Source organism: Marinobacter sp. KM021 (assembly GCF_050707965.1).
Classification (GTDB): domain Bacteria; phylum Pseudomonadota; class Gammaproteobacteria; order Pseudomonadales; family Oleiphilaceae; genus Marinobacter; species Marinobacter shengliensis.
This window is the reverse complement of sequence record NZ_CP136129.1, coordinates 2,492,286-2,505,776: the sequence shown is the minus strand read 5'-3', so window position 1 is coordinate 2,505,776 and position 13,491 is coordinate 2,492,286. Positions and strand designations below refer to the sequence as shown.

Sequence of the window (13,491 nt, the reverse complement as noted above, 5' to 3'; positions counted from 1 at the left end):
GCGTCTCCTACTTGCGGAACATTTTGAGCATGCGATGGGTGACCCGGAAGCCACCGCCCACGTTGATACTGGCAATCAGCACCGCGACAAACGCCATGATGCCAACGGCAATATTCTCCGCCTGGGCCAGATGCAGAATGGCGCCGATCACGATGATGCCGCTGATGGCATTGGTGACGCTCATCAAGGGTGTATGCAGGGAAGGCGTAACGTTCCAGATCACCTGCCAGCCAATGAAGCAGGCCAGCACGAATACGGTGAAGTGTTGCAGGAAGCTCTCTGGCGCGTGGGCGCCGACTCCGTAGAGCGCCAGTGCCGTGACCACAAACAACACGCCCTTGCCGATCTGGCTGCGGCGGTCGGCCTTTTTCTTGGCGGCGGCTTTTGCTTCGGCTGAGGGCTCCTCGGTGCCCGGTGCCGGTTTGGGGCTGACCGGCGATTCCGGTTTTGGCGGGGGCCAGGTGATGTCGTCCTCGTGCACTACCGTAAGGCCACGGATGACTTCGTCTTCCATGTTCACCACTGGCTGGCCGTCCTTTTCCGGTGTCAGCTCGGTGAGCAGATGCACCAGGTTGGTGGCATACAGGTCACTGGCCACCTTGGCCATCCGGCTTGGCAGATCGGTGTAGCCGATCAGGGTGACGCCATGGTGATGGGCTACCTTGCCGGGCTCGGTGAGCTCGCAGTTGCCGCCGCGCTCGGAGGCCAGATCCACGATCACGCTGCCGGGCTTCATGGATTTCACCATGTCGGCGGTGATCAGTTTCGGTGCCGGCTTACCGGGAATCAGGGCAGTGGTGATGATGATATCCACCTCTTCCGCCTGCTCCGCAAACCGCGCCATCTCGGCCTGGATGAACTCGTCGCTCATCTGCTTGGCGTAGCCGCCGCTGCCGCTGCCATCCTCGTTTTCAAAATCCAGCACCAGGAACTCGGCCCCCATACTCTCGACCTGTTCCTTCACCTCCAGTCGGGTATCGAATGCCCGAACGATCGCGCCCATACTGTTAGCGGCGCCGATCGCTGCGAGGCCCGCCACCCCCGCACCGATCACCATAATCTTAGCCGGTGGCACCTTGCCGGCAGCCGTTACCTGCCCGGTAAAGAAACGTCCGAAGTGATTCGCCGCCTCAATCACCGCCCGGTAGCCGGCAATGTTGGCCATGGCGCTGAGGGCGTCCATCTTCTGGGCGCGGCTGATACGGGGCAGGCTGTCGATGGCGAAAGACGTGATCTTTCTGGCGGCCAGCTTTTCCAGCAGCTCCGGGTTTTGCGCCGGCCAGATGTAGCTGACCAGAAACGCCCCTTCCTTCATCAAGTCTGCTTCGTGCTTGCCCAGCGACGGGTTCTCCATGGGCGCCCGGACTTTCAGGATAAAATCGGACTCCTTCCACAACATGGTGGTGTCAGCGGCGATGGCAGCGCCCACTTTCTCGTAGGCGGCATCGGAGTAGTTCGCTGCCTCCCCGGCGCCACCTTCAACGATTACGTCGTAACCCAGGCCGATCAGTTTGTGAACCGAGGGTGGCGTAGCGGCCACCCGCCGCTCGTCCTCAAAGATTTCCTTTGGGATACCGATTTTCATTATTGGTTTGCCTCCGGATTTCCCGATCAATCAGATGTCTGGATACCTACATACTAGTGCAGGTTGTCAGATTCGCTCGCTTAGCTACTCCCAAACAAGGACTCGAGGTGATTTCATTTCCGGCCCAGCCGCTCTAAAGCGATCAGTGTGTCCGTATAGTGTGCAAACCGCTCCAGATACTCCGGCGACAACTTCTGCATTTCCGCAAGCGCCCGGCTAACCAGCCGGTGTGCGTTCATCGGCCCCGCCTCTTTCGGGGTGCTCTCAATTGCGTGGCGGATGCGCTCCTGAAGGGCTTGAGTGCCCTGATCCGCTCTTGCTCTGATCATCGCCTTGAGCGGTTGTGGACTGTTGGAGCTTGACGCCGTGCGCATTTGCTCCAGCTCTGAAGTCTCTCCGAACACCCTTTGTTCCAGCGTTGATCTCGGGGCTTCAGCCGGTGTTTCTGTGGTTTGGTTCAGTCTGTCCAGCAGGGATGAAACGAGGGATGGCGCTGGGGCAGCGGGTGCCTGCCTGGGCTGTTCGGCACCCTCTAACCTGGCCTGATAATCGGAGATGGCCTGCTCGAGCTTCCGCCAGTGTCCGCCCTGCTGGAGTCCGTTCGCGCGCAGGCGCTGTTCGAAGGACTCCAGATAACGAAAGCGGACAGGGTCAAAGCGGTCTGCGCCTTGCTGCCTCAGGTGATCAAGTAATGAAGGGCTGGTGGCTTGGTTCATCATCCGTTGCCTGCCCCGGTTTCGGGGTCCGTGGCCGCCGAAGGTGCCCGGGGTACGGTACTGATTTCCACCCGCCGGTTCTGGGCTCTTGATTCGGCATCCGTGTTGGGTACGGCCGGGTGGTGCGGCCCGAAGGCGGCGGCGAAGACGCGGTCGTTGGGCAGGCCCAGTTCTGTTAACGAGCGGGTGACGGTGAGCGCCCGCTGGGCTGACAGGCCCCAGTTATCCTGGTAACGGTTGCCGGGGTGCATGGGCAGGTCGTCGGTAAAACCGCTCACCATCAGCAGTTCGTCGTGCTGCTCCAGGTAGGTTTGCAGAGGGCGAATCAGTGATTCCAGAATCTCCTCGCCTTCGGCCTGCAACTGGTCCGAGTTCAGCTCAAACAGCACGTTGCCGCTGATGCCGATGCGGCCATCCCGAAAGGTGACCAGGCCCTTGGTGAGCGGGTCTTCCAGGGCCTGCTCTAGGGCAATTCGACGCTGCTCTTCCGCTTCCCGCTTCTCGATTTCCTGGGCCAACGACTGGCTGAGTTCCAGTTGAATGCCGATTACCCACACCAGGATCAGCGCCAGAATGCCCACCAGCGCCGCCATCAGGTCTGAGAAAATGGCCCAGACCGGTGCCGATTGCTGTTCGCCGCCTTCCAGCTGTTCCATCAGCCCGCCTCGCTGGGTTCGGCCCGGCGCAGTGCTGCGGCGGCATCAATCACATCTTTCTGGGCGCTGACGCTCAGGTCGATCACTTCCCGTGCCTGGGCCACGTAGTAGGCCAGTTGCTCATCGTGGCGGGTGCCGGCGTTATCCAGCGCTTTCTGGATATCCGCCAGGCTGGCGACAACCTGCTGGTTGGACTGGCTGAACAGCTCAATGGCCTGCGCGAACGCATCGCTCAGGGCGCCCACTTCCTGGCTGCTGCCGGTAATGTCGTCGCCCAGTTTGCCCAACTGCTGGCTTTGTTCCTGAATCAGAGTGTTAAAGCGCTCGCTGATGCCGGTCAGGGTCTCGCCGGCGCCACTGATCAGCGACGCCACCGCGTCCCGTTGGCTGTCGGCGGTGCTGCGCTGGTTTTCCAGCAGGCTGTCCAGTTGTTGGACCAGCCGCTGACGTTCTTCAAGTAGCTCGTTTTCCCGCTCGCTGTTGCGGGCGATTTCCGACTGGAGCTGGCGGATCACTTCGGCGGCTGCCTTCGGGGTTTCGGAGGCGGTTTCAATCAGGCGGGTCATGGGGGCCTCCAGCGCGGTGCCCAGCTCTGACAGGTGTTTGGTCACAGTCGCTTCAAGGCTCTCCATGCGTGCCGCAGAGGCATCAGCGCGACCGGACTCCTGCTCCCTGAGTGCGGAGAGCTGTTGGCCAATGGTGGTGACCAGTTGCTCAAGCCCGGCTTTCTGGTTTGTCACCAGCTCTGCGGTGTTACGACTGAAATGTTGCTGGTATTCCGCCAGATTTTGCTGCCAGCGATCGCCAGCCTCACTGGTGGTTTTTTGAAAACCGGCGGTCATTTCAGCCAGTTGCTGGCGGGCATCATCCGCCCAGTTCTTTTGCAGGGACCGGGCATTGCTCTGAAGTTGCTCCATGGCACTGATGACAATAGGCTCAACCCGCTCTACTGCCTGCTTTGCGCTGTCATCCAGCGCGGATCTCAGGGAGTTGGCGACGGAATCGGCCAGGGTCTGGTAGTGGCTGCCAACGGTACTGTGGAATTCCTGCTGGTTGCGGGTCAGGGACTGTTCCAGTTGCTGACCCAGCTGTTCCATGCGCGTGGTCATACGTTCCATAGCCGAGGCCATCTGCGGTAAGGCTTGTGCCTGGGTTTCCAGAGCCTGGAACGCCTGCTGGCGTTGATGATCGGCAGACAGGTGGTGCAGTTTCTCCCGTAGGGCAGTATCCAGCGTGCGGGATGCCTGTGCCCGGTCCCGGCGGCTCAGCGTAGAGGCCAGCCCCAGCATGGCGGAGGCGGCCACACCGGCAATGGAGGTGCCAAAGGCCAGGCTCAACCCGGCGATGGGGGCGGCCAGCGCACTGCGGATGGCGCTGAGTTCGGTGCTGTTATCCAGGGCCGAGGCGGCCCCGCCCAGGGTCACGATCATGCCGGCAAAGGTGCCCAGCAGGCCCAACATCACCAGCAGGCCAGTCAGGTAGGGGGTGATCTGCGGCCCGGGAAGGGCAGCGGCGTGGCCTTCGATGCGACGTTGAGCCGGGTATTGAAGCGGCTGGGGCAAGGTGTTCAACCAACGGGAAACCTGGTCCTGGCTTTCCGGCAGTTGGCCGACTTGCCCGGCCAACTGCCGGGTTTGCCGGCGAAAGTTCACCAGCTCGCCAAAACCCAGGCAATACACCGCGCCAATCAGACCGGTGAACGCCAGGGCCAGCAGGTCAGAACCAATAAAGCCTGCGCCAATCCAGCTCACGACAGCAAGGCCGATGGCGAACGCCAGGGTAAAGAACAGTTTACTCATGGGGTGTTATTAACCTCATTGTGGCAGGCTTCAAGCAAACCCAGCACCGGTTCCAGCCGAACGTCCAGTTCAGCGAGTAACAAGGCCTGCGCTTCCTCGCAGTAACGGTGGAACCAGTCGTGGGGTGCCTGGCCTGATGTTTGGGGTTGTTCATCGGACGTCTGTAAGGCCCGGAATCGTTGCTCCAGCACCTGGGATACGGTGGAAAAACACTGGCCGGTGTAGCCGGCCATGGTGTGATCGAACACCGCGTCCAGCTCAGCCAGGCGAGCCAGGGTCTGGCCCTGATCTTTCATGGATTTGCGTACTTTATCCCTGAACTGGCGGCTATTGGCCGCGATCTTGCGCTGTAATGCCAGCCAGGCATTTAACACCGGCTCACATTCCGGCTCGCCTTCAAGTTCCAGTTCATCGGCCCAGGTGTGAACGCGGCGGACCAGTGCCCGGCGGGTGGTGGCCAGCTCGGCGGTCAGCTTATCGACCACAGCACCTTGCGCCTGGCCGGGCTGCCGGGCGCGGTAGGCCGTGGCGGCGTCCAGGGTCATGGTGTCGCCCAGGCCAAACAGCCGGCTCAGGCGCTCTGCAAAACAGGGCAGGGCGTCAGAGGCAGCAGGTGCGCCCAGCTGTGCGAGCAGTTTGGATGGGTGGCCTGTTTGTGCCTGAGGCTGGTATGGCATCCGTTCGGTGTCTCACTCCGTGATCAAATCTTGCAGTTCTGAAAAAGGGCTATTCTACTCAGTATGGAACACGAAACATAATGACTGACGGGATAGAAACTGAGTGTAGATATGATCACTTGTCATCAGTCGGACTACCTTGAAATCGCCTGCTTGTACAGGATACCGGTGTCGTTGGCCTGGGGTGACGGTCGCGAGGTGGTGGGGGTGCCACGGGATACCGGCTACAACGACCAGAGGGAGGAGTGCCTGTTAATGCAGATTGACGATCACGAACGCTGGATCGTACTGGAAGGTGTTGCGTCTATGACAGCCCTACAGGAAAACAAGCACTTCGACCGGGTGGAATTTGGTTAGCCAGGCAATCGAGACTGCCCTCTTGTATTTTCAGCGCCAGCGTCAACTATTAGATACCAGAGTACGAACTTTGATCAGACGTGAGGAGTTCCATGGACTTCAAAGACTATTACGCCGCCCTGGGGGTGAGTGAGTCTGCCTCACCCGAGGACATCAAAAAGGCCTATCGCAAGCTGGCGCGAAAGTATCACCCGGATGTCAGCAAGGAAGAGGACGCCAGCGACAAATTCAAGGAAGTCGGGGAAGCCTACGAAGTTCTGAAAGACCCCGAAAAACGCGCCGAGTACGATCAACTGCGCAAGTACGGCGCCCGTGCCGACGGCTCGTTCCAGCCGCCTCCAGGTTGGCAGAGCTCATCCGGCTTTGGTGGTGGCGGCTATACCGAGGCCGATGCCCGGCAGTTCAGTGACTTTTTTGAAGAGATCTTTGGCGGTGGCCGTGCTGGCGGATTTTCCGGTGCAGGTTACAGCGGTGGTTTCCGGCAGGCCCGTTCCATGCGTGGTGAAGATGTGCATGCCCGCCTGGCGCTGTTCCTTGAGGAAGCGTTTAATGGCTGTGAAAAACAGGTGTCGTTCACGGTGCACGAACCGGATGGCCATGGCCGGATGATCGCGCGCCGCAAGACCCTGAACGTTAAAATACCCGCCGGTATGCGTGAGGGGCAGCATATCCGCCTGAAAGGCCAGGGCGCGCCGGGTATAGGCGGCGGCGATAGCGGGGATCTGTTTATCGAGGTGGAACTGGCGCCACATCCGCACTTTACCGTGGAAGGCACGGATGTGGTGATCACCGTACCAGTGGCCCCCTGGGAAGCCGCGTTGGGTGCGACCATTACCGTGCCAACCATTGGTGGCAAGGTGAACGTGAAAGTGCCAAAGGGTTCCACCAGTGGCCGAAAACTCCGGCTCAGAGGCAAGGGCTTCCCGGGCAAGCATCCGGGTGACCAGATTGTGGTGTTGCAGGTCGCCATGCCAGAGCAGCACTCGGCTGAGGCTGAATCGCTTTATGAAAAGCTGGCGGAGCTAGAGAAGAACTTTAATCCACGCAGCAAGTTGCACGTGTGAGCGGGGTGGGTATGACTAGCAAAGATCAGATCGTGACCGTAGAACTCACCGACGCCGCTGGCAGTACTTTTACCCTCAGGGAGATATGTGAACGGGGCGACTGCCATGCCGAGTTCGTCATCAAGCTGGTGAGCTACGGCATCATCGCGCCGGTGGACGACGTGCCTGAAGCACGCCAATGGCAGTTTGATGTGGATGCTCTGGCCCGTTTGCAAAAAGCCATGCGGTTGCAGAGAGACCTTAAACTCAACCTGCCGGGCCTGGCGGTATCTCTGGATTTGCTCGACGAAGTTCAGGATATGCGCAGAGAAATTGCTCGGCTTAACCAACAGCTTCGACAACTGATGGACGAATGATTGCCCGGGGCAGTGTCAAAAGCACTGCCCCCCACCATCAATTCTTGCCCTGCTCCAGGGTCTGAATCTCCGCATAGATCTTCTCTGCCTCTTCCATCAGCGTTCCGTGACTGCGTAAGTCCCCATTCCTCTGAGCGTGCAGCGCTTTGGCGAGCTTGTCTTCATAGGCTTTCTGCAGTTTTTTCTTCGGATCGCTTTTCAAAAATCCCAGCATAACGTTGGCCCGGTTGAAGTATGTGTACAAGGGTATACGAAGCTTCAGGCGCAGGGTTCATAAAATTTTAATGCACAAAAACTGGACAAATAAAAAATATGGGATTAAATTCCCAAAAACAGATTGGGAAATATATCCCAAATAAATGGCCAAGATGGCCGGGAACTGAACGACGATATGCCTGGAGATCAATCATGAAACGCAACGCACTAACAACAGCGGTAAGAATGGTCATTGCCGGAACCCTTATCGGAACCCTTGCGGCTTGCGGTGGAGGCGGTTCTGGTGGTGGGGAAGTGGTAAGCAGCACCAGCGATGGCACCAGCGTGGGCGCGGTTACCGGTTTTGGCAGTGTTTACGTGAATGGCACCCGCTTTGAAACCAACGGCTCTGTGAGCAGTGACGATGGCATCGAGCGTGAGGAGCAACTCGAGAAAGGCATGATCCTGAAGGTCAAGGGCTCATGGAATGGCCGTGGTGAAGGTCGCGCTGAGCGGGTTTCCTACGATGACACCCTGCGTGGCCCGCTTACCGGTGCCAGTTGGGATGATGTGAATAAAACTGGCCAGTTGCAGTTGCTGAACCAGACCGTCCGGCTGGACCGTCAAACGGTCTTCCGTGGCGCGACACCGGCAGCGCTGGCGGGTAATCCCTCGGGGTACAGCGTGCGCATTAGCGGCTGGCGCATGGAAAATGGCGACTTTCGCGCAAGTTACGTAGGCGCCCGCAGCGCTGGCTCGCGGTTTGACGACTTCAACGAAGTTGAAATTGAAGGCTTTGTTGCCAACCTTGACGCCAGCGCCAGAACCTTTGAGATTAACGGGTTGTCAGTCGATTATACCTCTGCAACCGGTGATGACGATTTTGATCTGGACGATCTCCGCAATGGGTTGGCGGTGGAAGTGGAAGGCTACCTGGAAAACGGCATTCTGATCGCCAGGGAGATCGAGGATGAAGACGATCTGTTTGATGACGACGATGACGTAGAAATTTCGGGTGAAATCTACGACTTCGATGCCTCCGGCCGAAGCTTCAGGATCAACGGCGTACAAGTTCAGTACAACCGTGGCACCGAGTTCGACGACATCCGCGAAAGCAGTTTGCAGAACGGCCTGTTTGTGAAAGTCGAAGGCGACTTCCGCAATGGCGTATTGATCGCGGAAGAAATCGAAGGCCGCGATGGCGATGTTGAACTCGATGGCCGGCTGGAGCAGATCGATCTCAGCAACGAAGTGCTGATCGTCAGCGGCATCCGTGTTCAGCTGACGCCGGGAACCTTAATCGATGACGACGATGACGACGATGACGACGACCGTCGAAGCCGCGTAGAGGACATCAACGGTTTCCGTGTTGGCGATTATCTGGAGATCGAGGGCCGCCAGCGCAGTGAGAATGGCGGCTACCTGGAAGCCTTCACCATCGAACGGGAAGATGACGACGATGATGACTACGAGCTGGAAGCGCGGATCGATGCACTCAGCAGCACGTCGGTTACCTTTATGAACCTGGAAATCCTGCTGTACGGGTACAGCACCGACGGCGCCCGCGTGGGTGACGAAGTTGAAGTGGAATATCGTCGCACCAGCGGTGGTCAGTATGTACTGACCGACGATATCGACGATTAACCGACCGGGCAGCGCTTGGGGTGCCTCAGGGCCCCCGGCGCTGGCTTCACGGTTGCTATGGGAATACAATCCCAAATATGACTGATTCCAACATCACTCCCCTTCACAAAGCGCTGTTTCGCATTCTGCGTCCTTTGGCCAGATTGTTGTTGCGCAACGGTGTGCCCTATGGCGAGTTCTCTGAACTGGTGAAGCGGGCCTATGTGGAATCGGCTCTTGAGGATTTTACCGATGGTCGGCGCAAACCCACAGACTCACGGGCGGCCGTTATGACAGGCCTGACCCGAAAGGAAGTAAAACGCCAGCGGGAAATACTGTCAGGCGGAAATCCGGCACGGGAGACCACGTCTAATGCCAACCGGGCGTCCCGGGTGGTCTCTGGCTGGGTGCACGATGCAACCTTTCAGTCAGCCGACGGTCAGCCTGCTGTTCTGGCCTTCGAGGGTGAACCCAGTTTTGCCGGTCTGGTCCGCAAGTACAGTGGTGACATGCCGCCAAGAGCAGTGCTGGATGAGCTTCTGCGGGTGGGTGTTGTGGTGGTGGAGGAAGGTACTGGCAGTCTGCACCTCCGCAAAAGGGCTTACGTTCCTGCAGGTGACAGTGACGATATGCTCCAGATCTTTGGCGAAGACGTATCAGATCTTATAGCAACCGTTGATCACAACCTGGTCAGCAGCGAACAGGGCAGGCAGCCGCTGTTTCAGCGCACGCTGACCTACGACAACATACCGTCGGACGTTATCGAGCGCTGGCGCAAACACGCGGCAGGGCGGTCACAGGCATTGTTGGAAGACCTCGACAGTTGGCTGGGCCCCTACGACCGGGATGTCACCGGAAGCCAGGGTAACGATAGCGCGAAAGATGCAGTGCGAACCGGTGTCAGTATTTTCTATTTTGAAGAGCCGATTCAGCAAGGCAAAAACGGAGATGACCAACCATGAGCCCCAACCACTCGCAAAGCCACCCTCCAAAGTGGCAGCCAACGGGCCTGGTAACCACACTGCTGTCTCCCGGAGCCAGACAAGTCATTCGGTGCTGGCTTGGGCCTTTCGGGTTTCTGGATGAGCAACAGCACCCTCGAATGCTGCTCGCCATGATCAATGACCCCGGCACCTTCGGGGATCTGGTTCGTACCGCCAACTCGAACCTGGCACCGGCGGTCGTGCTCAACGAATTACTCAGAAAAGGCATTGTTGAGACCCTTGAAAGCGGGCACGTACTGCTCAGACGAAGCGCCTATGCGCCCGCCACAGAGGCCGCCCAGCAGTCCACGGTCGCGTCTGACGATTGCCTGGCGGCTTACTCTCCTCGCCGTCGTTTTAACGATATCTGACACCATTCGCCGGCCCGGAAGGCCGGTTGGAGATTGCCATGACGCCTCAAGTTACTCCCAAACGGTTGTCCCTCCTGTTCGCTCCTGTTGCTTTCGGCGTGCTCAGCGCCTGCGGTGGCGGCGGAGGTGGTGTGGATATCGCAGAGGGTGGTATCAGGGGCACAGGCTCGAGCGTCGGGCCGGTTTCCGGGTTTGGCAGTGTGTTTGTGAATGGGGTGCGGTTTGAGACTGACGGCGACGTGATCAGCAACGATGGCATTGGTTCTGAGGCACAGCTCGACAAGGGCATGATCCTTCGGATAGATGGCGAGTGGCGGACAAACGGGCAAGGCACGGCCAATGCGATTGAGTATGACGACACCTTCCGTGGGCGTGTCTCGAGTGTTCAGAAGACCACGGACGCCGAGGGGCGGATCGTTAGGGTAAGTTTCCGGATCTATGGCCAGGAAATCAGCGCCGACAAGCTCACGGTTCTCAAAGGCCGCTCGCTTGAAACGCTGGCGAACGGGGATTTCGTGCGTGTCAGTGCCTGGCAGCTTGAAAGTGGCAGCTACCGGGCCAGTTATATCGGCGTGATAACTGCAGACGAAACGGACGTGGAAATTGAAGGCCGGATAACCGACAGCTCCACGGATCTCGGGCTGAACCGTTTCGAGATCAACGGTTTCCTCATCGAGTACGACGATGACAACACGGAATTCCGGGATGGCGTGGTTGAGAACGACTTGCAAACCGCTGGATTGAGCGTGGAAGTGGAGGGTGAGCTTGTTGAGATCAGTGGCCGCCCAGCCATTCAGGCGCACACCATAGGAAGGGACGATACCCGCCGCTATCGGCGTGGTGATGCCGACGATATCGAATTCACCGGCCCGGTTTCGTCCGCCTTTAACAACACCGATCGGACCTTCACGATTAACGGCCTGACGGTGTTGGTGCCCAATGACGACGTATTCGAGGACGGCCTGACCAGCGGTGATCTTGTTTCGGGCCTGTTGGTCCAGGTTGAGGGGGCCTTCCGGTCCGATGGCGTGGTAGTGGCAGAGGAGATCGAGCTTCGGGAGGCAGACTCAGAAGTGGAAGGCGCGATTGAACCCGGAGTTATCGACTTCAGTGCCCGCACTTTCCGGTTGGGGGGCGTGCTGGTGCAGGTGACGCCGCAAACCATTATTACTGACGACGATGACGATCAACGGCTCACATTGAATGATCTGAACGGGCGCTATGAGTTGGAAGTCGAGGGCATCGAACGGTCACGCCTCGATGGCAGTGTTTTCCTCGAAGCGGTCAAGATCGAGCGTGATGACGATGATACTGATAACGAGTATCAGATGACCGGCCGGCTCGGGGAGATCAACTGCTCCGTTTCGATCACCGTACTCGGGGTTAGAATGGACTTAACCAGTGCCACCGAGTTTGACGATGTGAACTGTTCCCAGCTGGAGAGTGACTCCCGCGACAGGGGGCTGCGCCCGTTATTGGAAGTAGAGTACATAAAACGAAATGACGGCACCTTCTGGGCCGAAGAAATTGAACTCGAAGACGACTAAGGCAGTGCAATGAACCACTTGGCCCACACCTTCCTCGCCCCGGACTCCCCGGAGGCCCGTGTGGGCAGCATCCTTGGTGACTTCTGCAGAGGTATGAGGCTGGCGGAGTTGCCTGAGCCGGTGTTGCTGGGCGTGCGCCACCATCGGGCGGTGGATGCCTTTACTGACCAGCATCCGGGAGTGCGGGCCAGCAAGCAACTGTTCTCCAGCCAGCGCCGACGCTTTGCCGGTGTGGCGCTGGACATTCTTTATGATCACTACCTGCTGCGGCACTGGCAGAGGTTCAGTGACGTTGATCATCACCGGTTTGTGCGGGGCGTGTATCGGGAGCTGACAAGTCACGAAGATGTCATGCCGCCAACCATGGTCAAAGTGACCCGCCGGATGGTTCAGCATGACTGGTTCGGCGCCTACGAAGACTTCGAAAACATTGGCTATGCCCTGGATCGCGTGGCCGGTCGAATCCGCTTCGCCAATCAGTTTGCCGGCATCATCGAAGAAATCCGGGCTAACGATGAACAGCTCGAAGCCCGGTTTCTCCAGTTCTTTCCGGAACTGCTTAACTTCGCCGAAGCGGAAGCCGCCAGCCTGTCAGCCCAATCGTGAACGCGCCTGCTGGTATTCCGCTTTAAGCCGGTCCACCAGCGCCTGAACGCTTGGAACGTCATGAATCAGGCTCACCCCCTGGCCGGCGGACCAGACGGTTTTCCAGGCCTTGGCCTCGTCGTCCATGGGCTTGAGCTTCTCGCCGTAATTCACATCACCGGCCTGGTTCAGCTTCGCCATATCAAAACCGGCCGCCTCCAGGCTCTGGCGCATGAAACTGGCGGGAACCCCGGAAACCGCCGGGGTGTGAATGATGTCGGCAGAGACCGCCTCAATAATCATGTTCCGATAGGCATCCTCCGCCTCGGATTCCTCGGTATTGATAAACCGCGTACCCATATAGGCCAGATCCGCCCCCAGCGCCTGCGCGGCGAGCAGGTCTTCACCATGAGACAGCCCGCCCGCCAACAGAATCGTGCCGTCAAACACCTCGCGAATCTCGTGCACCAGCACAAACGGATTCACCGTACCGGCATGGCCACCGGCCCCGGCACTCACCGCGATAATTCCATCCACACCGGCTTCCGCCGCCTTACGGGCATGCTTCTGATTGGTCACATCATGGAACACCAGCCCACCATAGCTGTGCACCGCCTCCACCACCTGACTGGCCGCGCCCAGTGACGTAATCACCATCGGCACTTTGTGCTTCACACAAAGCTCCAGATCCGCCTGCCAGCGAGGATTGGTGCGATGCACCACCAGATTAACCGCATAGGGCGCGGTAACTGAGTCCGGATGGGCCTGTCTCCATTGCGCCAACTCTGTGTTCATCTGAACCAGCCATTCCTCAAACCCCTCACTGCTGCGCTGATTCAGCGCCGGGAAACTTCCCACCACGCCCGCCTTACAGCAGGCCAGCGCCAGCCGGGGCGAAGAAATCAGAAACATCGGTGCAGCAATCAGGGGTAATGACAGAGAATCTTTGAGCTGAACGGGCATTGGCATGATTGGTC

15 protein-coding genes are annotated in these 13,491 nt (G+C 58.7%); 8 read left to right on the top strand and 7 right to left on the bottom strand.

Translation table 11 applies throughout. The features are described from left to right. Window positions 1-7: 7 nt before the first annotated feature. The 5 genes from RVM24_RS11820 to RVM24_RS11800 all read right to left on the bottom strand — a co-directional run bounded on the left by RVM24_RS11820 (window position 8) and on the right by RVM24_RS11800 (window position 5,433). Window positions 8-1,585 carry a Re/Si-specific NAD(P)(+) transhydrogenase subunit alpha gene (locus RVM24_RS11820; RefSeq protein ID WP_374815405.1) on the bottom strand — a complete coding sequence of 526 codons (1,578 nt, stop codon included), beginning with the start codon at window positions 1,583-1,585 and terminating at the stop codon, window positions 8-10. A 113-nt stretch (window positions 1,586-1,698) separates the two neighbouring features. Then, window positions 1,699-2,304, bottom strand: coding sequence for a DUF2894 domain-containing protein (locus RVM24_RS11815; protein WP_374815403.1), 606 nt, complete (start codon window positions 2,302-2,304; stop codon window positions 1,699-1,701). After that, entirely contained in the window at window positions 2,301-2,957 is a 657-nt protein-coding gene (locus RVM24_RS11810) for an OmpA family protein (RefSeq protein ID WP_374815401.1), read from the bottom strand. The genes RVM24_RS11815 and RVM24_RS11810 overlap by 4 nt, the downstream gene beginning before the upstream one ends. Then, entirely contained in the window at window positions 2,957-4,756 is a 1,800-nt protein-coding gene (locus tag RVM24_RS11805; protein WP_374815399.1) for a DUF802 domain-containing protein, read from the bottom strand. The genes RVM24_RS11810 and RVM24_RS11805 overlap by 1 nt, the downstream gene beginning before the upstream one ends. Continuing rightward, entirely contained in the window at window positions 4,753-5,433 is a 681-nt protein-coding gene (locus tag RVM24_RS11800) for a DUF3348 family protein (protein WP_374815397.1), read from the bottom strand. The genes RVM24_RS11805 and RVM24_RS11800 overlap by 4 nt, the downstream gene beginning before the upstream one ends. A gap of 111 nt (window positions 5,434-5,544) precedes the next feature. On the opposite strand from RVM24_RS11800, the gene RVM24_RS11795 reads away from it, so the two are divergent. From RVM24_RS11795 to RVM24_RS11785, 3 genes are all read left to right on the top strand, one after another. Continuing rightward, entirely contained in the window at window positions 5,545-5,790 is a 246-nt protein-coding gene (locus RVM24_RS11795; protein ID WP_374815395.1) for a Rho-binding antiterminator, read from the top strand. Window positions 5,791-5,882: 92 nt separating this feature from the next. Beyond that, window positions 5,883-6,854, top strand: a complete 972-nt coding sequence (locus RVM24_RS11790) for a DnaJ C-terminal domain-containing protein (RefSeq protein WP_374815393.1) — start codon at window positions 5,883-5,885, stop codon at window positions 6,852-6,854. 11 nt (window positions 6,855-6,865) lie between these two features. Beyond that, entirely contained in the window at window positions 6,866-7,210 is a 345-nt protein-coding gene (locus RVM24_RS11785) for a chaperone modulator CbpM (RefSeq protein WP_286921004.1), read from the top strand. A 37-nt stretch (window positions 7,211-7,247) separates the two neighbouring features. Here the strand turns inward: RVM24_RS11785 and RVM24_RS11780 are convergent, their stop codons facing one another. Beyond that, a complete protein-coding gene (locus RVM24_RS11780; RefSeq protein WP_286921006.1) occupies window positions 7,248-7,424 on the bottom strand; it encodes a DUF6435 family protein in 177 nt (58 codons plus the stop codon). Window positions 7,425-7,618: 194 nt separating this feature from the next. On the opposite strand from RVM24_RS11780, the gene RVM24_RS11775 reads away from it, so the two are divergent. The 5 genes from RVM24_RS11775 to RVM24_RS11755 all read left to right on the top strand — a co-directional run bounded on the left by RVM24_RS11775 (window position 7,619) and on the right by RVM24_RS11755 (window position 12,535). Continuing rightward, window positions 7,619-9,049, top strand: a complete 1,431-nt coding sequence (locus RVM24_RS11775) for a DUF5666 domain-containing protein (protein WP_374815390.1) — start codon at window positions 7,619-7,621, stop codon at window positions 9,047-9,049. A 77-nt stretch (window positions 9,050-9,126) separates the two neighbouring features. Further along, window positions 9,127-9,990, top strand: a complete 864-nt coding sequence (locus RVM24_RS11770; RefSeq protein ID WP_152438884.1) for a DUF6502 family protein — start codon at window positions 9,127-9,129, stop codon at window positions 9,988-9,990. Continuing rightward, window positions 9,987-10,382, top strand: coding sequence for a DUF6502 family protein (locus RVM24_RS11765; RefSeq protein WP_374815388.1), 396 nt, complete (start codon window positions 9,987-9,989; stop codon window positions 10,380-10,382). The genes RVM24_RS11770 and RVM24_RS11765 overlap by 4 nt, the downstream gene beginning before the upstream one ends. A 38-nt stretch (window positions 10,383-10,420) precedes the next feature. Then, complete coding sequence (locus tag RVM24_RS11760) at window positions 10,421-11,929, top strand: DUF5666 domain-containing protein (RefSeq protein ID WP_374815386.1); 1,509 nt, start codon at window positions 10,421-10,423, stop codon at window positions 11,927-11,929. Between the two features lie 9 nt (window positions 11,930-11,938). Continuing rightward, window positions 11,939-12,535: an ACP phosphodiesterase gene (locus RVM24_RS11755; RefSeq protein WP_374815384.1), complete on the top strand. Its 597-nt coding sequence runs from the start codon at window positions 11,939-11,941 to the stop codon at window positions 12,533-12,535. On the opposite strand, the gene RVM24_RS11750 is transcribed toward RVM24_RS11755, so the two are convergent. Beyond that, complete coding sequence (locus RVM24_RS11750; RefSeq protein ID WP_374815382.1) at window positions 12,521-13,483, bottom strand: NAD(P)H-dependent flavin oxidoreductase; 963 nt, start codon at window positions 13,481-13,483, stop codon at window positions 12,521-12,523. The two genes, RVM24_RS11755 and RVM24_RS11750, sit on opposite strands and share 15 nt — an antisense overlap. Between the last annotated feature and the right edge of the window lie 8 nt (window positions 13,484-13,491).

Excerpts from the sequence above, each read along its gene's own strand:
- RVM24_RS11820 (WP_374815405.1), bottom strand. The coding sequence starts at position 1,585 with ATGAAAATCGGTATCCCAAAGGAAATCTTTGAGGACGAGCGGCGGGTG.
- RVM24_RS11815 (WP_374815403.1), bottom strand. The coding sequence starts at position 2,304 with ATGATGAACCAAGCCACCAGCCCTTCATTACTTGATCACCTGAGGCAG.
- RVM24_RS11810 (WP_374815401.1), bottom strand. The coding sequence starts at position 2,957 with ATGGAACAGCTGGAAGGCGGCGAACAGCAATCGGCACCGGTCTGGGCC.
- RVM24_RS11805 (WP_374815399.1), bottom strand. The coding sequence starts at position 4,756 with ATGAGTAAACTGTTCTTTACCCTGGCGTTCGCCATCGGCCTTGCTGTC.
- RVM24_RS11800 (WP_374815397.1), bottom strand. The coding sequence starts at position 5,433 with ATGCCATACCAGCCTCAGGCACAAACAGGCCACCCATCCAAACTGCTC.
- RVM24_RS11795 (WP_374815395.1), top strand. The coding sequence starts at position 5,545 with ATGATCACTTGTCATCAGTCGGACTACCTTGAAATCGCCTGCTTGTAC.
- RVM24_RS11790 (WP_374815393.1), top strand. The coding sequence starts at position 5,883 with ATGGACTTCAAAGACTATTACGCCGCCCTGGGGGTGAGTGAGTCTGCC.
- RVM24_RS11785 (WP_286921004.1), top strand. The coding sequence starts at position 6,866 with ATGACTAGCAAAGATCAGATCGTGACCGTAGAACTCACCGACGCCGCT.
- RVM24_RS11780 (WP_286921006.1), bottom strand. The coding sequence starts at position 7,424 with ATGCTGGGATTTTTGAAAAGCGATCCGAAGAAAAAACTGCAGAAAGCC.
- RVM24_RS11775 (WP_374815390.1), top strand. The coding sequence starts at position 7,619 with ATGAAACGCAACGCACTAACAACAGCGGTAAGAATGGTCATTGCCGGA.
- RVM24_RS11770 (WP_152438884.1), top strand. The coding sequence starts at position 9,127 with ATGACTGATTCCAACATCACTCCCCTTCACAAAGCGCTGTTTCGCATT.
- RVM24_RS11765 (WP_374815388.1), top strand. The coding sequence starts at position 9,987 with ATGAGCCCCAACCACTCGCAAAGCCACCCTCCAAAGTGGCAGCCAACG.
- RVM24_RS11760 (WP_374815386.1), top strand. The coding sequence starts at position 10,421 with ATGACGCCTCAAGTTACTCCCAAACGGTTGTCCCTCCTGTTCGCTCCT.
- RVM24_RS11755 (WP_374815384.1), top strand. The coding sequence starts at position 11,939 with ATGAACCACTTGGCCCACACCTTCCTCGCCCCGGACTCCCCGGAGGCC.
- RVM24_RS11750 (WP_374815382.1), bottom strand. The coding sequence starts at position 13,483 with ATGCCAATGCCCGTTCAGCTCAAAGATTCTCTGTCATTACCCCTGATT.